This window comes from Streptomyces sp. NPDC002156 (genome assembly GCF_053593675.1).
Map to the genome: position 1 here is coordinate 1 of NZ_JBSFDA010000027.1, position 17,937 is coordinate 17,937.

15 protein-coding genes are annotated in these 17,937 nt (G+C 72.3%); 6 read left to right on the forward strand and 9 right to left on the reverse strand.

The genetic code is table 11. From position 1 onward, the window contains the following. Positions 1 to 100: 100 nt before the first annotated feature. Entirely contained in the window at positions 101 to 295 is a 195-nt protein-coding gene (locus tag ACWCRB_RS14250) for a hypothetical protein (RefSeq protein ID WP_450996300.1), read from the reverse strand. Between the two features lie 177 nt (positions 296 to 472). On the opposite strand from ACWCRB_RS14250, the gene ACWCRB_RS14255 reads away from it, so the two are divergent. Beyond that, on the forward strand, positions 473 to 1,159 hold the full coding sequence (locus ACWCRB_RS14255) for a DUF4142 domain-containing protein (RefSeq protein WP_450996362.1): 687 nt from the start codon (positions 473 to 475) through the stop codon (positions 1,157 to 1,159). Between the two features lie 6 nt (positions 1,160 to 1,165). Here the strand turns inward: ACWCRB_RS14255 and ACWCRB_RS14260 are convergent, their stop codons facing one another. After that, a complete protein-coding gene (locus ACWCRB_RS14260) occupies positions 1,166 to 2,854 on the reverse strand; it encodes a glycoside hydrolase family 13 protein (RefSeq protein WP_450996301.1) in 1,689 nt (562 codons plus the stop codon). 322 nt (positions 2,855 to 3,176) lie between these two features. Here ACWCRB_RS14260 and ACWCRB_RS14265 point away from each other — a divergent pair, with 322 nt between their 5' ends. Then, positions 3,177 to 4,127 (forward strand): LAETG motif-containing sortase-dependent surface protein, encoded by a 951-nt coding sequence (locus ACWCRB_RS14265; protein WP_450996302.1) that lies wholly within the window; start codon positions 3,177 to 3,179, stop codon positions 4,125 to 4,127. Positions 4,128 to 4,291: 164 nt separating this feature from the next. On the opposite strand, the gene ACWCRB_RS14270 is transcribed toward ACWCRB_RS14265, so the two are convergent. Continuing rightward, positions 4,292 to 5,284: a nucleoside hydrolase gene (locus tag ACWCRB_RS14270; protein ID WP_450996363.1), complete on the reverse strand. Its 993-nt coding sequence runs from the start codon at positions 5,282 to 5,284 to the stop codon at positions 4,292 to 4,294. 173 nt (positions 5,285 to 5,457) lie between these two features. On the opposite strand from ACWCRB_RS14270, the gene ACWCRB_RS14275 reads away from it, so the two are divergent. Then, the gene (locus tag ACWCRB_RS14275; protein ID WP_450996303.1) at positions 5,458 to 6,432 is read left to right on the forward strand and encodes a hypothetical protein; all 975 of its coding nucleotides are present in this window, start codon (positions 5,458 to 5,460) and stop codon (positions 6,430 to 6,432) included. Between the two features lies 1 nt (position 6,433). Here the strand turns inward: ACWCRB_RS14275 and ACWCRB_RS14280 are convergent, their stop codons facing one another. Continuing rightward, positions 6,434 to 7,189, reverse strand: coding sequence for an ANTAR domain-containing protein (locus tag ACWCRB_RS14280; RefSeq protein ID WP_450996304.1), 756 nt, complete (start codon positions 7,187 to 7,189; stop codon positions 6,434 to 6,436). 103 nt (positions 7,190 to 7,292) lie between these two features. Between ACWCRB_RS14280 and ACWCRB_RS14285 the strand changes: the two genes are divergently transcribed. The 3 genes from ACWCRB_RS14285 to ACWCRB_RS14295 all read left to right on the forward strand — a co-directional run bounded on the left by ACWCRB_RS14285 (position 7,293) and on the right by ACWCRB_RS14295 (position 12,438). Beyond that, entirely contained in the window at positions 7,293 to 10,301 is a 3,009-nt protein-coding gene (locus ACWCRB_RS14285; RefSeq protein ID WP_450996305.1) for a BTAD domain-containing putative transcriptional regulator, read from the forward strand. Between the two features lie 104 nt (positions 10,302 to 10,405). Beyond that, positions 10,406 to 11,980, forward strand: a complete 1,575-nt coding sequence (locus ACWCRB_RS14290) for a hypothetical protein (RefSeq protein WP_450996306.1) — start codon at positions 10,406 to 10,408, stop codon at positions 11,978 to 11,980. A gap of 134 nt (positions 11,981 to 12,114) precedes the next feature. Continuing rightward, the gene (locus ACWCRB_RS14295; RefSeq protein ID WP_405536273.1) at positions 12,115 to 12,438 is read left to right on the forward strand and encodes a MiAMP1 family antimicrobial peptide; all 324 of its coding nucleotides are present in this window, start codon (positions 12,115 to 12,117) and stop codon (positions 12,436 to 12,438) included. 66 nt (positions 12,439 to 12,504) lie between these two features. Here the strand turns inward: ACWCRB_RS14295 and ACWCRB_RS14300 are convergent, their stop codons facing one another. From ACWCRB_RS14300 to ACWCRB_RS14320, 5 genes are all read right to left on the reverse strand, one after another. Further along, positions 12,505 to 14,592, reverse strand: a complete 2,088-nt coding sequence (locus ACWCRB_RS14300; RefSeq protein ID WP_450996364.1) for a TerD family protein — start codon at positions 14,590 to 14,592, stop codon at positions 12,505 to 12,507. Positions 14,593 to 14,720: 128 nt separating this feature from the next. Next, complete coding sequence (locus ACWCRB_RS14305) at positions 14,721 to 15,392, reverse strand: hypothetical protein (protein WP_450996307.1); 672 nt, start codon at positions 15,390 to 15,392, stop codon at positions 14,721 to 14,723. Beyond that, entirely contained in the window at positions 15,389 to 15,997 is a 609-nt protein-coding gene (locus tag ACWCRB_RS14310) for an RNA polymerase sigma factor (protein WP_450996308.1), read from the reverse strand. Before ACWCRB_RS14310 ends, ACWCRB_RS14305 begins: the two co-directional genes overlap by 4 nt. A 68-nt stretch (positions 15,998 to 16,065) precedes the next feature. After that, positions 16,066 to 16,830 carry a TIGR03943 family putative permease subunit gene (locus ACWCRB_RS14315; protein ID WP_450996309.1) on the reverse strand — a complete coding sequence of 255 codons (765 nt, stop codon included), beginning with the start codon at positions 16,828 to 16,830 and terminating at the stop codon, positions 16,066 to 16,068. Next, positions 16,827 to 17,864 carry a permease gene (locus ACWCRB_RS14320; RefSeq protein WP_450996310.1) on the reverse strand — a complete coding sequence of 346 codons (1,038 nt, stop codon included), beginning with the start codon at positions 17,862 to 17,864 and terminating at the stop codon, positions 16,827 to 16,829. The genes ACWCRB_RS14315 and ACWCRB_RS14320 overlap by 4 nt, the downstream gene beginning before the upstream one ends. Positions 17,865 to 17,937: the final 73 nt, after the last annotated feature.

Sequence of the window (17,937 nt, forward strand, 5' to 3'; positions counted from 1 at the left end):
CGTCCGGCGTTTGAGGACGAGCGCGTTCAGCGCGATACGGGGGTTCGGGGGCAGCGCCCCCGAGGATGGGACGGGTAGGGGCGGCGGGGGCGAAAAAGCTTCACGAGCTGTCGGTCGACGCCGTCTGGTCGTTGGACTTGCGGCTCGAATCGGACTTGCGGGCCAGCTCTCCCGCGAACAACGTCACGCGAGCCACCACACGCACCCACCGCGGCCCACCCCGAGCCGCCCACACGACACACACGCACCCCCCGACGACCAGCGCCAGGACCCCGCTCAGCACGGCTATCTCCATGATCTTCCCCTCCGTGGACGACCCGCGACATCCTGCCAGCCATGGCCCACCTTTTGCGCAGGCCTTACGGAGAGCAAAGGTTCCGGGCGGCCCCACAGCCGTACTCCTCCTCGACGACCCCCCGTCGCAACAGGAGGCAACGTGCGCTTCAACCGGAGCTCGACCGGCACCCTCGTCGTGGGTGGCGCGTTGGCGCTGACGCTGGCCGCGCTCGCCTATCCCGCGATGCTCGGCGTCCAGACCGTGTCCAGCTCGCCCTCGCGGATCGTCGCCCAGACCTCCACAGGACCGCTGACGGAGGCCGACCGGGACTTCGTCGTGAAGGTGCGGGCGGCGGGGCTGTGGGAGTACCCGGTCGGGCAGATGGCCATAGCGAAGGGGACCTCGCCTGCCGTCATCACCGCCGGACAGCATCTCGTCGCCGGGCATGCGGCGCTGGACGCGACCGTACGGCAGATCGCTCCGCAGCTCGGGGTCACCATCCCCAACCTGCCCAGTCCGCAGCAGCAGGGGTTCATCAACACCCTGAACGCGGACAGCAGGGGGAAGCAGTTCGACACCGACTTCGCCAACATCCTGCGCGTCACCCATGGGTCGATCTTCAACACCGTCGCCAAGATCCGGTCCACCACCAAGAACACGCTGGTGCGCGCCCTCGCCGACCAGGCCAACACCACAGTCCTGGACCACATCACGGTCATGGAGAAGACCGGGCTCGTCAATTTCGACCAGGTGCTGTTCCAGGAGACCACCCCGCCGAAACTGCCCGCCTCCGACGTCACTCCGCCCGTCCCGGTGCCGGGTTCCCCGACGGTCGTCCTCACCCCGCCGCCGAACGCTTCTCCGAGTCCGACAGCGGGGTGAGGCCCCCTACTCCTGGCCGAGCCAGACCGTCGTGTCCGGGCCCAGACCCCCGGCCGGCTCCAGCGGTGCGCTTCTCAGCAGTACCTCGCCCGGCGGAAGCGGGACCGGCACGTCCGACAGGTTCGTCACGCAGCGCCAGCCCGCCGTGCCGTCCGTGCGCGTGAAGTCCAGGACCCCCGGCGCCTGTTCCGGCGTCCAGGTCAGGTCCTCGCCCGACAGCAGGCGGCGGCGCAGAGCGAGGGCCGTGCGGTACAGCTCCAGGGTCGAGCCCTCGATGCCGTCCTGTGCCTGGACGGCGTACGACGCGAAGTGCGGCGGCTGCGGCAGCCAGGCCGCGCCCGCGCCGAAGCCGTACGACGGGCCGGTCGTCGTCCAGGGCAGCGGGACCCGGCAGCCGTCGCGGCCCTTGCTCGTGTGGGCCGTCTGTTCCCAGATCGGGTCCTGGAGGGCCTCGGGCGGCAGGTCGGCGACCTCGGGGAGGCCCAGTTCCTCGCCCTGGTAGACGTACGACGAACCCGGCAGCGCCAGCATCAGGAGGGTCGCCGCACGGGCGCGGCGCAGGCCTGCCCGCTCGTCGAGCGGTGGGGCGGTGCCGTTCGAGAGGAGCCAGGTGTTCGGGTCGGTGCCCGGGGGGAGGGACAGACGGGAGGCGTGGCGTACGACGTCGTGGTTGGAGAGGACCCAGGTGGCCGACGCGCCCGCCGAGCGGGCCGTCGCGAGGGAGTCCGTGATCACCTGCTTCAGCTCGGCCGCATCCCAACTTGCCTGCAGGTACTCGAAGTTGAAGGCCTGGCCGAGTTCGTCCGGGCGGGCGTACAGGGCGCGGCGGGTGCCCGGGACCCAGGCCTCGGCGACCGCCATGCGGGGCGGGGTGTAGGCGTCGAGGATCTTGCGCCAGTCGCGGTAGATCTCGTGGACCTCGTCGCGGTCGAAGAAGGGGTGGGTGCCGGGCGGGAGGGTGGCGAGGGCCGCCTCGGCGCTCAGTTCGGGGGCGCCGAGGTCGCGCAGCGGGACGTCGAGGTCCTTCGCCAGAGCGTGCGCGACGTCGATGCGGAAGCCGTCGACGCCCCGGTCGGACCAGAAGCGGAGCGTGGTGCGGAAGTCCGCCCGGATTTCTTCGTTGGCCCAGTTGAGGTCGGGCTGTTCGGGTGTGAAGAGGTGCAGGTACCACTGGCCGTCGGGAGCCTGGTCCGGCTCCACCCTCTTCCACGCGCTGCCGCCGAACACCGACTGCCAGTCCGTGGGCGGGAGTTCGCCGTGCTCGCCCTTTCCGTCGCGGAAGACGTAGCGGTCGCGGGCCGGGGAGCCGGGCGCCGAGCGCAGGGCCTCCTCGAACCACACGTGCCGGCGCGAGGTGTGGTTGGGGACGATGTCGACCATGACCTTGAGGGCGAGCCGGTGCGCCTCGGCGACCATGGCGTCGAAGTCGTCGAGGGTGCCCAGGCGGGGGTCGACGTCACGGTAGTCGGCGACGTCGTAGCCGCCGTCGGCGAGTTCGGAGGGGTAGAACGGGCTGAGCCAGAGGGCGTCCACACCCAGGGCGGCCAGGTGCGTGAGGCGCTGGGTGATGCCCTTCAGATCGCCCAGTCCGTCGCCGTCGGCGTCGGCGAAGCTGCGCGGATACACCTGGTAGACGACGGCCTGGCGCCACCAGTCGGGGTCCCGGGAGGAAAGGTCCGGAGTCGGTTCGGGCACTCGTTGTCTCCTTGCTGCGACCGGTGGTGCATGGGCGGACTACGACAAGCCCAACTCTGTCCAATTCGCCGGGAAGGTGAACGCACGCGCCCCCGGAACACATCCTTCCTTGTGTGGCGGATTTGTGATGACCCGAGAACGCCCTTTGCAGTTCCCTGAGTTGACACTCCGGTCCGCAAGATCGACGATGTGCGAACGCTGTGGCGCATTTGACCGATGAGCCCGGCGTTCCTTCGACCACATTCCCCCGGTACGGCCCGGCCGCAACGTGCTGCCCTCTCGCCGTACCCGGGTTCTCGCCCACGCGAAGAATGGGATCCGCATGTCCATAGCGAGACGTGTCACCGCGCTGCGCCTGCTGGGGACGGGCGCAGCGGCGCTCGCCCTGTGCGCGGCTTCGGCCTCTGGGGCCTGGGCCACCGGTACGCCCGGCGGTGACGGCTGGGGTGCCAAGACCGGCGGCTACAAGCCCGGCGCCGGCGCGGGCACGAAGACCGAGACCGACCGCTGCCAGTTCTCCCTCGACGGGAAGAACTTCTTCGACTCGGTCCGTGTCGACGACCAGAACCTCAAGCCGACCGACGACGGCAAGGTCCACATCCAGGTCCGCACCGCCGGTGACGCCACCACCTGCACCGCCTCCCTCGCCTCCTACCTCGCCCACGGCGCCACCTTCGGCACCTCCGGCGAGCAGGTCTTCGTCGACTTCGACACCGTGACGGTCAAGCAGGGCCAGACCGACTCGCTCGACATCGCGGTGCCGGACGCGGGCTGCTTCGCGCAGATCGACCTGTACCGCGGCAAGACCAAGTTCGACGGCAAGATCGGCGCCAACGACGGCTTCGAGCACGGCGAGCTGCCCAAGGGTCCTGACCGTCCGGTCATCAAGGACCTGCTGATCGCCGCCTGGAACGGCGGTACGAAGGACTGCACGACCACGCCTCCGCCGGCCGAGGAGACTCCGAGCACCCCGACCGCGACGCCGCCTCCGGCCGAGGAGACCCCGGGTACGCCGACTCCCTCCGAGCCGGTGTCCGAGACGCCCCCGCCCGCCTCCGAGACGCCGTCGACGCCGACGCCGTCCGAGTCGGTGCCGGAGTCGACCCCGCCGGCCACGCCGACGAGCCCGGACAGCTCCGAGCCGCCGCTGGCCGAGACGGGTGGTGGCAGCGCCACCGGGCCGATCGCAGGGGGTGCGGCTGCGCTGCTGGTCGGTGGGGCGGCGATCGTCGTCGCGACGAAGCGGCGGAAGTCGGCTCGCGCCGGTGCCTAGTCCGACTTGGTAGTGGTTGAGTACGTCGGCCCTGTGCCGCTCCTCGTGAGCGGCACAGGGCCGACGTAGTTTCCGGCAGCGGTGCGTGGGTGTCTGTCTGCGGGCTCGGTGGGGGCTGGTCGCGCAGTTCCCCGCGCCCCTGGGGCGGGGGCTGGCGCCCCGCCCTATCGGGTCTCGATCGTCTGCAGGTACAGCTTCACGTAGCGGTTCACATCGACGTCCAAGCCCACGTCCACCAGGGGCTGTTCACGTGCTCCTTGGTGGATCTCGGACTCTCCGTGGCGGCGCCTGCGGTCTACGACCGTCTGGCCTCGGGTCGGGCCGGGGGCCAGGGAGATCTCGACCGGGAGGAGGCTGGTGGTCAGGCCTGGCGGGTCGGCTACCGCGCAGACGGCGCCCGCGTCGCCGAGGCCGCCGGTGGGGGTGGGGTCGCCTGAGGCGGCCGGGTCGCGGTGGGCCAGCAGTTCGCCGGCGAGACTCGCGCCGGGTTCCGTGCTCGTGCGCAGCCGTTGGACGTCGGCGGCCGGGACGACGACGCGCTGGAAGACGTCCAGGCCGTACATCGTGATCGGGACCCCCGCGGTGAGCAGGACGGCGGCGGCCTCCGGGTCGTGCCACACGTTGTACTCGGCGACCGGCGTGGCGTTGCCGGTGGCCACCGCGCCGCCCATGAAGACGATCCGCTCGATGTTCCGGGTCACCTCGGGGTGCGTACGCAGCAGCAGGGCGATGTTGGTGAGCGGCGCGGTCGGTATGAGGGTGACCGGGCGGGGCGAGCCGAGTATCTCGCGGCGCAGCAGGGTCACCGCGTCCACGTCGACGGCGGTACGAGTGGTGGGCGCGGGCAGGCCGAGATCGCCCATGCCGTCCCGCCCGTGCACATGCGAGGCGGGCCGCGCGGGCTCGATCAGCGGCCGCTCGGCGCCGCGCGCGACGGGCAGGTCGGGGGCGCCGGCCCGGTCGAGGACGGTGAGGGTGTTCCGTACGACCTGGTCGACGTCCGTGTTCCCGGCGACGCAGGTGACCGCGCGGAGGTCGAGTCCCGGGTGGCGTACGGCGAACAGCAGGGCCAGGGCGTCGTCGACGCCGGTGTCGCAGTCGATGATCACGGGGATGGGGGCAGGGTCGGGGTCGGCTGAACTTGCCTGCTGGGCCAGGGGGTTGGGCTGGGCGGTCGTCACAGTGAGGGCTCCTTTCCCGGCTGCACAGGCTGCCACGTGTCCCTTGGGGCGAGTCACCCGTACGGCCCGGCCCGCTGGTGGGAGTGCGCGCGCGATGGTGCCGTCGGAGGAGGAATCCGACGTACCGGCACTTCTGGAGGAACCCCTTGATGACCCGTCGGCCCTCTCCCCGTGCGGTACGTCTCCTCGCCTCGGCCCTCGGGATGGGCACCCTGCTGACGATGGCCGCGTGCATGCACGACGGGGACGGTGGCGCCGGGGACACCACGGAACGCCGGCAGGCCCGGCCCGCCGCCGCCTCCCCGAAGGCTCCGTCCCCGATCGCGAAGGCGGCGACCCCTCCGCCCGCCCTCACGGACGTCCAGGCGCAGAGCGCGCTCCTCACCGACGCCGACCTCGGGGCGCCGTGGACCCGTACCGAGGGCGCGGCGCTCTGGCGGGACGCGCTGCTCAAGGCGACGACGGACAACGCCGACTGCGGACGCCTCCTCGACGCCGTGTACACGGAGGAGCTGCTGGGCGAGCCGGCCGGCGCCCGGGCCGTCGCCGGGTTCGACGACTACGACGAGGGCGCCCAGCTCCGCTACCAGGTCACCGCCGCCCACCGCGCCGACGTGGACAAGCAGCTCGCCTGGCTGAAGACGATGCCGCAGAAGTGCGCACGGTTCACGGCGACGAGCCCGCGCGGCGCCAAGCAGGAGGTGCGGGTCACGGAGGTCGGGCTGCCTGAGGCCGGGGAGGCCAGGCAGGGCCTGCGGCTGTCGACGAGGGGCGAGCTGGACGGCGCCCCGGCCACGCTCACCCTGGATCTGGCCGCCGTACGGGTCGGCGACGACGCGATCCTCGTCACCAACGGCGGCCTGACCGAGCCCCGCACGGAGTACACGGTCCACGCGCTCCAGGTCGGCGCCGAACGCCTGAAGCAGACCAGGAACGAGACGTCGGCCCTGCCGCAGACCCCGGTGCAGGGCCAGAGCCCGACACCGACGCAGAAGCCGGACCGGGAGCAGGATCAGGAGGACGTACAGGAGGACGGGCAGGAGCCCGAGACGGAGACGGACACGGACACGGACTCGGACCAAGACACGGACGCGGACGCAGACGCGGACCAGGACGTGTACTGACTCACTCCCTGTCGAGCCGCCTCCGTCGGCCCAGTACGTCCCGGGCCACGACCAGCACCGTGCGGCCGTGGGCGAAGGCGTGGGCGCGGAGGCGGGCCAGGGCGTCGTCCGCGCCGATGCCGAGCTGGGCCATGATCATCCCGGCGGCCTGGTGGATCTCGTCGTGGTCGGCCAGATCCACCAGCCCGTCCCGTCCGTCGAGCCGGGCCGTCCGGGACAGATCCGTCAGCGACACCGTCACCAGCCGCGCCACGCATCCGGCCGTCCACAGCTCGTCGGAGGTCAGCTCGCCGACGGTGTCGCGATAGAGGTCGAGGGTGCCCACGCAGACCCGGTCGCTGCCGAGCGGGAGCGCGTACACCGCGCACACGCCCGCCGCCGTCGCCTGCTGGGCGAAGACCGGCCAGCGGCGCGCGTCCCGGCCGGCGGTCAGGTCGGACGCGAGCACGGGGGTGCCGGAGGCGCCGGCGCAGGGGCAGGGGCCGTCGCCCAAGGTCGCCTGGATGTCTGTGAGTTGGGCGGCCCGGTCGTCGGTGGCGGTCAGCCGCAGGGGCACGCCGTCGGCGCGCAGCGACACGCTCGCGCCGGTCACCGGCAGGAGTTCGACGGCGACGGCGCACAGCCGCGCGGGAATCTCACCGGGGCGGGAGTCCCGTACGCGCTCGACGATGGTCTCGGCGGTCCGGCCGTTGCTCCGGCCATCGCTGCGACCGTCGCTCGGTCCGTTGCTCCGACCGTCCCCGAATCGCACGGTCATCGCCTCCCTGGGCCCTTCGGAGGTTCCGAGTACCCAGGACAGCGCCTTTACGCCATGCACACGCCGTAGCGCGGTGATTACGCTGCGTTCTAGGATCGTCGCAATGGGCGCACAGGTGGGGGCAGGGGCGAGGTCACGGACGGGGGCGCGGTACGAGTTCGGGATCCTGGGGCCGCTCACCGTCGTACGGGACGGGGAGCGGGTGGCCGTCGGTGCCGCCCAACTCCGGGTGCTGATCGCCGCGTTGGCGGTCGACGCCGGTCAGGTCGTCGGTGTGGACGCCCTGGTGGACCGGCTGTGGGGCGACGAGCCGCCGCAGGGCGCGCGGAACGCCGTACAGAACTATGTGCTGCGGGTGCGCCGGGTGCTCGGTGCGGGCGTGCTGCTGACCGACCGGCTCGGATATGTGCTGGCCGTGGCGCCGGACGCACTGGACGCGCACCGGTTCGGCGTGCTCGTCGGGGAGGGGCGGGCGGCGCTGGCTGGGGGGCTGGCGGAGCGGGCGGCGGAGTTGTCCGGGGCGGCGCTCGGTCTGTGGCGCGGGGAGGCGCTGGCCGATCTGCCGGCGGAGCGGTTCCCGGACGTCGTCGCCACGCTGTCCGAACAGCGCCTGGCCGCACAGGAGTTGTGGATCGACAGCGTCATCGCGTGCCGTCGGCCCGCCGACGCGCTGCCGGAACTGCGGCGGCTGACCGAACTGCATCCGCTGCGGGAGCGGTTCTGGGCACAGCGGATGCTGGCGCTGTACCGGTGCGGCCGGCAGGGCGAGGCGCTGGCGTGTTTCCGCCGGGTCGCCGGGCTGCTCGCCGAGGAGCTGGGCATCGATCCGGGCGCCGAACTCCGGTCCCTGCACCAGCGGATGCTCACGGCGGCGCCCGAACTGGACCCCGGCCCTTCGGACATCGGCAGCGCCGCTCCCTCCGTACAGGTTCCGGCCGCTCCCGGGAACCTGCCCGCCGAGACCACCTCGTTCGTCGGCCGGGAGAAGGAACTCACCGATGCGGGGCGCCTGTTGGAGCGTTCGCGGCTGGTCACGCTGACCGGGACCGGCGGGGTCGGCAAGACCCGGCTCGCGCTGCGTACGGCGGCCCGGTCGGCGTCCGCCTTTCCCGACGGCGTCTGGCTGGCGGACCTCGCCGCGCTCACCGATCCGGCGCTGCTGGAGCGGGCCGTCGCCGAGTCGCTGGGGCTGCGCGACCAGTCGGCGCGCTCGGTGGCGGACGCGGTCGACGACCATCTCCGGCACCGGCGGCTGCTGCTCGTGCTGGACAACTGCGAGCACCTGGTGGACGCCGTGGCCGCGCTGGTGCTGCGGCTGCTGCGCGCGGCGCCCGGACTGCGGGTGCTGGCCACCAGCCGCGAGCGGCTCGGCGTACCGGGGGAGCATCTACTGCGCGTGCCCTGTCTGACCCTGCGGGACGGCGCCGACGGCAGGCCGAGCGAGGCGGTACGGCTGCTCGTCGACCGCTCGACGGCGTGCGCGGCCACCCTGGGCGCGGAGCCCGATGACCGGCCCGATCGGCAGGGTACGGCCACCGCCGAGTTGTGCCGTCGGCTGGACGGCATCCCGCTGGCGATCGAACTGGCGGCAGTGCGGCTGAGTTCGCTGACCGTGGAGGAGGTGCTGGAGCGCCTGGAGGACCGCTTCCGGCTCCTCTCCCACCCACGGGCGGCAGCCGGCCCCTCCCCCGGCCGGTACCGCAACACCCTGCGCGGGGTGCTCGACTGGAGCCACAGCCTGTGCACGCCGGGCGAACGGCTGCTGTGGGCACGGCTGTCGGTGTTCGTCGGCGGCTTCGACCTGCGGGCCGCCGAGGCGGTGTGCACGGGCGAGGGCATCGCCCGGGAGGACGTGCTCGACCTGGTCGACGGCCTCGTGCACAAGTCGGTCGTGACGGTGGAGCACCAGCGCGGAACGGGAAGCGGAGGCGGTACGGGCCGCCGTACCGTCCGCTACCGGCTCCTGGAGACCATCCGCCAGTACGGGACGGACCGCCTGCGTGCCACGTGCGACGACACCCGCCTCCGTATCCGGCACAGCGAGTACTACCGCTCGCTCACCACCCGCGCCGCCGCCGAATGGTGCGGCCCCGACGAGGTCGGCTGGCTCGTCGGCCTCCGCCAGGAACTGCCCAACTTCCGCTCGGCGCTGGACTTCTGCCATCTCCACCCCGACCGCGCCCAGGCCCTGACCGGCACCGAGATCGCCATCGACCTGATGCGTTCCCGCTGCTGGTTCTTCGCCAGCACCCTCGGCGAGGCCCGCCACTGGGTCGACACCCTGGCCGCCCGCCTCGACCCGGCCCCCGACGAACCGGTGGCGGTCATGGCGGCGACCGTGAGCGCGTTCATCGCGACGCTCCAGGGGGACCACGCGGCGGCAGCGATCCGTATCGCGGCGGTCTGCCCCACGGAGTCCACGGAGTCCACGGAGGGTGAGCCGGACGGGCCTCCGCCCATCACCTACATCAAGGGCGTACGCGGGCTGCTCATGCGCTCCGACCCGGCCTGCGTACGTCAACTCGCCCTGGCCCGTGAGGGGTTGATCGCCGCCGGGCTGACGGGCGACGCGCACATGGCGACCATGTTCTGGTCCCTGGCCGCGACCTTCCTGGGCGAGGCCGCCGAGGCGCGCGCCGTCTGTGACCTGTACGTCGCCGAGGCGGAGGCGGCCTGCGCGGGATGGGCGATCACCTGGAGCCTGTGGACCACGGGCCTCACCGAGCTGCTGCACGGCGACCCGGCCCGCGCCCTGATGCCCCTGTGCGACGCGCTCGTACGGCAGCACTCCGTCGGCGACAACTGGGGCCCGGCCTGGACGCTGGAGACCCTCGGCTGGACGATCGGCGCCCTCGGCCACCACACCGACGCGGTCGTCGTCCTCGGCACGGCCCACGGCTACCGCCGGGTGACAGGCGCCGAACTGGCGGGACTCCGCCCCGTCGCCGCCCTGCACGACCGTACGACGACGGCCGTACGGGAACACCTGGCCGCCCCCGCGTACACGGCGGCCTGGGAGCGGGGCGTGGGTGCCGAGGACGGTATCGCCCTGGCCCTGGGCATCGCCCACGAGGTGTTCCGCCGTACGACGAGCAGCGCTGACCCGGAGTGACCGGGCCGTTACCGAAGTGACAGCGCGGGTCGGAAGGGTGAGGCACAGGACGTCGGACGGGGCGGATCGCCTCGTCCGGCACGACTGAGCGAGGAGTGCGCCCCATGCCGCCCACCACCCCGGACTTCGGTCCACGCATCGACGACTACGCACGGTACGAGGGACAGCGGGGCTGCGATCCGGCCGCCAAGCCCGGTCTGCTCGCCTTCCGGGACCTGGTGCTCGCCGCCTACCCGGGGACCCGGAGCCTGGGCATCGGCAGGGAGTGCGGCAAGCCCGGGGTGAGCGAGCACAAGGAGGGGCGGGCCTGGGACTGGGGTGTGGACGCGCACACCCAGGGGCACATCGCCGACGACCTGATCGACTGGCTGCTGGCCACCGACCGGCACGGCAACCCTCATGCGCTGGCCCGGCGGTTCGGGATCATGTACATCATCTGGAACCGGCGCGTCTGGCAGGCCTACCGGGCGGGCGCCGGCTGGACCCCGTACACCGGGACGAGCCCGCACACCGACCATGTGCACTTCAGCTTCGGCTGGGCGGGTGCCCGCAAGGAGACGAGCTGGTGGACCGGTCCCGGCCCGGTGCCGGGCGGGCCCCGGGTGAGTGTCGGGGTGCCGTCGGTGGTGGACCACGGCGCGGGCATGGTGCTGTCGGGCGTGGCCGACTCCGGTGCGGTGAACCACCGTTGGCAGAACGCGCCGGGCGGCGCCTGGTCGCCCTGGACACCGCTCGGGCGGCCCGCGCCGGGTGCGGTGGGCAGGCCGTGGACCCTGGTGGGCCGGTACGGCAAACTCGCGTCGTTCGTGCGCGGGAACGACGGCGCGCTGTGGCACACCTGGCAGTCGCAGGCAGGGGAGTGGGCGCCGGACTGGGTGTCGCTGGGCGGCCGGTTGGCGAGCGACCCGTCGGTGGTGCTCAGCCCGAACGGCGCACTGTCGGTCTTCGCCCGCGACCCCGAAGGCCGGATCACCCACACCTGGCAGCGGGGTGCGGAGAACGGCCATGCCTGGCACGGCAGTTGGGCCGACATGGGCGGCGCCGTGCAGGGCCGGCCGACGGCACTGGTCGGCCGGGACGGCGGCATGGTCTTCTTCGTCCGGGGCAGGGACGGCTCGCTGCATCACCGGTGGCAGACGGTCACCGGGGGTCCCTGGTCCGAATGGGGGCCGCTGGGCGGGCGGTTGGCGAGTGATCCGGCGGTGGTACTGAGTCCGAACGGGGCGTTGTCGGTCTTCGCCCGCGACCCCGAAGGCCGGATCACCCACACCTGGCAGCGCGGCCCCGAGAACGGCCATGCCTGGCACGGCAGTTGGGCCGACATGGGCGGCGCCGTACAGGGCCGGCCGACGGCACTGGTCGGCCGGGACGGCGGCATGGTCCTGTTCGCCCGGGGAACGGACTCCGCCCTCCACCACCGCTGGCAGACCGGCACGGGCGGCCCCTGGTCGGACTGGACGCCCCTGCACGGCACCCTCACCGACGACCCGGCGGTCGTCCTCAACCCGAGCGGCGACCTGTCGGTCTTCGGCCGCGACCCGCAGGGCAGAGTGACGCACACCTGGCAGCGGGGCCCGCAGCACGGGCACGCGTGGCACGAGACGTGGGTCGACATGGAGGGAAACCTGGCCCGGGACCCGGAGGACTCCCGGGTCGGCGCGGTCGTCGGCTCCCGGTGAGCCGGACGACCCCGCAGGTCCTGCTGGTCCCGGTCGGCCGCGCCCGCCGACGCGCACCGCCTCGGCCGTCGCCCACACCGGCGACGAGCAGGTCAGCAACAGCACCAGCGACACCACGAACGAACTGGAGTCCCATGCGTACGCGACAAGCCCTCCGTACCGCCGTCAGCGCCACGATGCTCGCCGGAGCACTCGTCCTGGGCAGCGGCACGGCCTTCGCGAGCACCTTCCTCAGCTGGGAGGGCCCGCAGAACACCGGCAGCGCCAGCCAGGTGGCCGCCTGCGGCTGCAACAACATCAGCCCCGCCCACAAGGCGGCCTACCGCTTCACGTACACCGGCCAGACGGCCGCGATGTACAACGAGCCCGACTGCCAGGGCCTGGTCCACCACACCTTCCGGGGCAGCCAGGAGAGCCGGGACCCGTTCGGCTGGAAGAGCGTGTTCTTCCACTGCTGAGCGTCTGACGGGCTGAGCGGCCCGGTGCGGGGGTATCGCCGATACCCCCGCACCGGCCACTCGGGCTCAGCCCGCGGCGACCGCTTCCCGCGCACGGGACGAGGAAGAGGCGGACGAAGGGGGCGACGACGCCGTGCGCCGGTCCAGGTGGACGACGACGTGGGCGTGGAAGCGGTCCACGGATTCGTCGACGCTGCGGATGAAGCCGGACTCGGCGTTGCCGCGGGTGTTGCCCATGCCGCGGAAGAGGGACAGGCGGAAGCCGGTGATCGGCGTGCCGTCCTTGGGCAGCAGGTCGGCCGGTTCCGGGCGGAGGCGTTCCAGGGTGCCGCGTGGACCGGGCGCCTGGCCGGCGAGCAGCGCCTCGACGTGCAAGTCGGCCGGGGCGTCGGACAGTTGGCGTACGAGCCGCTTGGACCAGGTGAGCGGGTAGCCCTGTTCGGGCGCCGCGATCTCGATGGACGTACGCAGCTTGCCGGTGCGCAGATCGGCGCAGAGGGCGAGGATGCCGGGGGTGCCGTCGATCCGGAGTTCGGCCTCCAGCCGGCCGTCGGTGCAGAGTCGGTCGGCGAGGGCGGCACGGCGGGTGCGCGGGTCGCTGCCGCGTTTCGTGCGCTGCACGGGCAGTACCTTCTGGCCGAGTTCGCCGCCCAGCCGCAGGCACACCTGCCGGACGAGCCGTTCCCAGCTCTCGACGACGTCGACCGCGCGCGAGTCGCCCTGGCACAGGGTCTCGTCGTCGATGCCGTTGCGTACGGGGACCCAGGCGGGGCCCATGTTCTGGAAGCCGTGGCAGCCGGAGTTCTCGTGCTGGAGGTAGTGCAGCAGTTCCTGGAGCAGCCAGGCGTGCGCCGCGTTGCCGACGCCCTCGTGGCGGATCAGCATCTGGGCCTGGTGGGCGACTTCGGCCCAGGAGAGGTGCCAGAGGGCGACCTTGTGCTTGCGCCGGCCGTCCATCTTGACCTCGACCAGCGGGCTGCCGTCGAGTTCGACGTCGTTGGACAGCGTGATGACGGCCTCGTAGCCGCGCCGGGCGGCGATGTCCGCGTACGCCTGCACCTGGTCCGGCTTGAGGGAGTTGCCGTTCGTCTTCGTCTCGACGAGCGCCGTCCAGAGCTTGCCGGCCCGCTCGACCCGGATCACACCGTCGGGGCGGCGCGGGGTGTCTCCGTTGGGCAGGCTGACCTCCGTGAACGTCTCCATCCGGCCGGACGGCGCCCCGAACGCCGCCGTCAACCGCCGCCCGAACTCCGGGACCTGGGTCATCACCGACAGCAGCACGGAGGTCGCCCGGGTCTCGCGCTCACGGTCGCTCTTGAGGGCGGAGGCCGGGAAGAGCCTCGCCACGCGCCAGGAGTCGTTCTCTGCGAGGGACTTCTTGGCCACCTTGGGGAGGGTGACCTTCTTCTTCGCGGTACGGGGGCGGGGCGCTGCCTTGGCCGCCGACTGCTGCTCCGACGGCGGGGGTACGGGGGGTACGGGCTGTGCGAGGGGCACGGGCGGTACGGACTCCACCGGGAGCTCGCTCGCCGCCTGCGTGGGGATGACGGCGGTCAGGGGCTCGCCACCCTGCACCTCCGCCTCCGCCTCCGCCTCCACCTCTACGTCGGCCTCCGCCTCGTCGTCGATGTCGACCCCGAAGTCCGTTGCCAGGCCCGCGAGTCCGGACTCGTACCCTTGGCCGATCGCCCGGAACTTCCAGTCCCCGCCCCGCCGGTACAGCTCGCCGAAGAGCAGGGCGCTCACCTCGCCGGGGTCCTCGATGGAGAAGCGCAGCAGGCTCTCGCCGGCGCCGTCGGCGAGCGTCAGGCACAGGTCGTGCAGGTCGGAGAAGCGGGCGCCCTCGTAGCGGCTCGCCGCGACGACGATCCGCTCGGCGTCGTCCGCGATGGCCGTCAGGTCGAAGGTGATGCGGTCCTCGTTGCCGTCGGCCGTGGGTGCCTTGCCCAGCAGCTGCACGCTGCCGTCGGCGGCGACGGGGTTGTTGTAGAAGTAGAAGTCCCCGTCGCCGCGCACCTTGCCGTCGGCGGTCAGCAGCAGGACGGACACATCCGCGTCGCCCTCCCCGGACGGACTGCTCCAGCTCAGCCGCACCATCACCGAGCCGACGTCCCCGCTCAGCGCCGACAGACCGACGTTGGCGCCCTTGACCATCTCGTGCATGAGGCCCCCCAGATGCACCGTAGCGACATGTGACGCGCACCACACCCCGCGCATCAAGGGAACCCTAGCGCCGCACAGCACCCAATAACCCCAAATAGCCGAAAGGGACCCGCTGTCCGCTAATTTCCGGAGGTCTCGAACGCCTCCCGGAACATGGCCCTCGCCTCGTCCGTCGCCTCGGTCGTGCCGCCGCAGATCGGGACGATTCCGTTGATGCTGTCGGCGGTGACGAGGTAGTGGGCGCCGAGCGGGAACTCCGGAGCCTCCGAGTTGTCGTTGTCGCTGCTGAGGCGGACCTCGTGGGAAGGGTTGGCCAGGTTGGGGTCGAGGCGGTACCAGTGGTCGACCCGGAGAACCACGCGGTCGCCGTCCACGGCCGTCACCGTGCCCTCGAAGGCGAGGCCGTGGCGGCGCAGGGAGTCGGGCGTGGGCGCCGCGCACTTCACCGCCGCCGTCGAGTCGCCGTCAGGGAGAATCAGGGTCTGGGGCTCAAGCCCGGGCACCGAGCCGCCTCCCGCCACACCTGCCCCCGCGGTGTCCGCCGTGCTCTCCCCGCCCCGCGCGACGCCCCAGGTGACACCGCCTCCCACCAGCAGCAGTGCGGTGAACGCCATCGCCGGTACGAGGAAGCGGCGGCGCCGTTCCGTACTCTTGGCGGGCGTGATCGTCGTCGTGTTCGTGGGTGTGTTCATCGTGGCCTCCACAAGACGGGTGACGTCGGGTCGGGGAGCCTTCGAGGTCAGTGCCGGGTCCGTGGCCTTCAGGTGGGCCAGCAACTCGTCGTCGTTCATCGACTGCTCCTTCCGTTTCCGGTTCCGGTTTCTTGTCCTTCGTCCGTCTCATGTCCGGGGCGTGGGGCGGTCTTTCGCTCCAGTTGGGCCGCCAGTCTCTTTTTCGCGCGGTGCAGCCGGATGCTCACGGCGTTCGCGCTCAGGCCGGTCACCTCGGCGATCCGGCTCGGGGTCAGCTCCTCGTACGCCCACAGGAGGACCACCTCCCGGTCCAGCGCGCGGAGTTGGGCGAGCGCCGCGTGCAGGGCGGTGTGGTCGGGGTCCCCTGTCTCCCTCGCCGCGCCCGGCGCCGTCCACGTCAGGCGTTCCAGCAGGGAGCGTCTACGCCGGTCCGCGCGGCGGGCGTTGGCCAGGCAGCCACGGGCCACGCCGTAGCACCAGGGCAGTACGGCGTCCGGGTCGAGGACGTGCCCCGGTGCCCCCAGGCCCGGTACGTCCTCGATCCTGCGCCACAGCACCAGCAGCGTCTCCGAGAGGATGTCGTCGACCTGGTCGGCGTCGGCGCGCCGCAGCAGATAGCGATGCAGCGGCTCCGTCACGACATGCGCCAGCGCCTCGAAGCGGACCCGTTGATCCCGGGCAGCCCTCTGTTCCGTCTCCGTCATGGATTCCACGACCTGCCTTGTCCGGCACAGGGGGGATCCTTTCACCGCCGCTCACTTACGAGCGACAGTCACCGTTTCTCGTACGGGTTCGACGGCTCCGGGACCTTCTTCACGGACCCCGCGTCCAGCACGGGCGGCCAGGCCGCGTCCGAGCCCAGCTTGCCCTTGGGCACCCATGTCCCGGTGACCGTGACCCAGGTGTCCGTCACCGGGGCGTCGGCGTCACGGATCTCGACCTTGCCCGCCGCCGCGTCGGCCGCGCAGCAGGAGACTAGGAGGCGGGTGACGTACCAGGTGCCGTCGTCCCCGTGGGTGACGAAGCCGGTCAGACTGACCGTACGGCCCTTCAGGGACCGTCCGCTGTCGAAGATCGCGCGCGAGCTGAACTCGCCGACCGTCAGCTTCAGCGGATTCCCGGCGGGCAGCGCGGGGAACGCGCCCACGCCCTGCGCGGCCTGCTGCGCCGCCTCCCGGTCCGCGCTGTACGAGCCCAGGGCGGGCGGCGGGAAGAGGAGCAGCGCGAGGGCGGGAAGGGTGAGCAGCCAGGCGATCCGGGGCCCGTGGCCATGACTGTGACCATGACCGTCGTCGGCACCGTCGTGCACACCACCGTCGTGCTCGTGACCGTCATCCTCGTGGCCGTCCGCCTCCGCCTCGCCCCGCCGGGCCAAGGCGGCCACCACCCCGAGCACCACCAGCACCACCCCGGACACCACCAGGTAAGGCCGCAGCCCCACCTGCACATACCGCAGATACAGCTCGCTGAACAGCGAGATCCGCAGCACCGCCCCGCCCGTGAGCAGCAACAGCACGGCAGCCCCGTACCGCCTCACAGCAACCACCACCCGACGACAACACTGCTGGCGACCGCGACCACCCACGTCGCCGAGGAGAACCGGACGGCGAAGGACCGGCCGAAGGTGCCCGCCTGGAGGGCGAACAGTTTCAGGTCGACCATCGGGCCGACCACCATGAAGGCGAGCCGGGCCGTGGGCGAGAAGCCGCTGAGGGAGGCCGCGACGAAGGCGTCCGCCTCGCTGCACACGCACAGCACCACCGCCAGTACGGCGAGCAGCAGCACGGACAGCCAGGGCGAGCCGGTGAACACGTCGAGCACGGATCTCGGTACGACGATGTTGAAGGTCGCCGCCGCGCCCGCGCCCAGTACCAGGAAGCCGCCCGCGTGCAGGAAGTCGTGCTGGAGCCCGGGCAGGAACCCGCGCCAGCCGGAGTCCGCCGACCCACCGGCCGACGTCGGCTTCCGCAGCCACTCGTCGCGCCCGAACCGCGCCCAGAGCCAGCCCATGATCACCGAAGTGGCGAGGGAGGCGACCAGCCGCCCGAGCACCATGTCCGGCTGCCCGGGGAAGGCGATGGAGGTCGCCACGAGCACCACGGGATTGATGGCCGGGGCGGAGAGGAGGAAGGCGAGTGCCGCGGCCGGAGCCACGCCCCGCCGCATCAGGCTCCCCGCGACCGGCACGGACGCGCACTCGCACCCCGGGAGTACGACCCCGGCGGCGCCCGCGATGGGCACGGCGAGCGCCTGGTTGCGCGGCAGCAGCCGGGTGAACACCTTCTCGGGTACGAAGGCCGCGATCGCCGCCGACACCACCGTGCCGAGGAGCAGGAAGGGCACCGCCTGGACGACGACCGCCGTGAACACCGTCCACCAGGCGGCCACGGCAGGCGTGTACAGGTCGAGGGCGAGGGTCGGACCGAGGACGGAGGCGACGGTCGCGATGACGATCAGCGCGAGCCCGGCGACGACGGCGTAGAAGACCGCGCGGACGGCGAACCGCAGCCCGTCGACCACACGAGCCCCGCCGCCGTACTGGCCGTACCCGCCGCCGTGCTCGCTGTCCACGCGCTCGTACCGTCCCGGTGAAGTGTGCAGAGGTCCGGCCGCAGGCTAACCCCCGGGACTGTGCGCCACCCAA

Coding starts and splice junctions, on each gene's coding strand:
- ACWCRB_RS14300 (WP_450996364.1), bottom strand. CDS start 14,592: ATGGTCAAGGGCGCCAACGTCGGTCTGTCGGCGCTGAGCGGGGACGTC.
- ACWCRB_RS14310 (WP_450996308.1), bottom strand. CDS start 15,997: ATGACGGAGACGGAACAGAGGGCTGCCCGGGATCAACGGGTCCGCTTC.
- ACWCRB_RS14295 (WP_405536273.1), top strand. CDS start 12,115: ATGCGTACGCGACAAGCCCTCCGTACCGCCGTCAGCGCCACGATGCTC.
- ACWCRB_RS14280 (WP_450996304.1), bottom strand. CDS start 7,189: ATGACCGTGCGATTCGGGGACGGTCGGAGCAACGGACCGAGCGACGGT.
- ACWCRB_RS14250 (WP_450996300.1), bottom strand. CDS start 295: ATGGAGATAGCCGTGCTGAGCGGGGTCCTGGCGCTGGTCGTCGGGGGG.
- ACWCRB_RS14290 (WP_450996306.1), top strand. CDS start 10,406: ATGCCGCCCACCACCCCGGACTTCGGTCCACGCATCGACGACTACGCA.
- ACWCRB_RS14305 (WP_450996307.1), bottom strand. CDS start 15,392: ATGAACGACGACGAGTTGCTGGCCCACCTGAAGGCCACGGACCCGGCA.
- ACWCRB_RS14285 (WP_450996305.1), top strand. CDS start 7,293: ATGGGCGCACAGGTGGGGGCAGGGGCGAGGTCACGGACGGGGGCGCGG.
- ACWCRB_RS14265 (WP_450996302.1), top strand. CDS start 3,177: ATGTCCATAGCGAGACGTGTCACCGCGCTGCGCCTGCTGGGGACGGGC.
- ACWCRB_RS14275 (WP_450996303.1), top strand. CDS start 5,458: ATGACCCGTCGGCCCTCTCCCCGTGCGGTACGTCTCCTCGCCTCGGCC.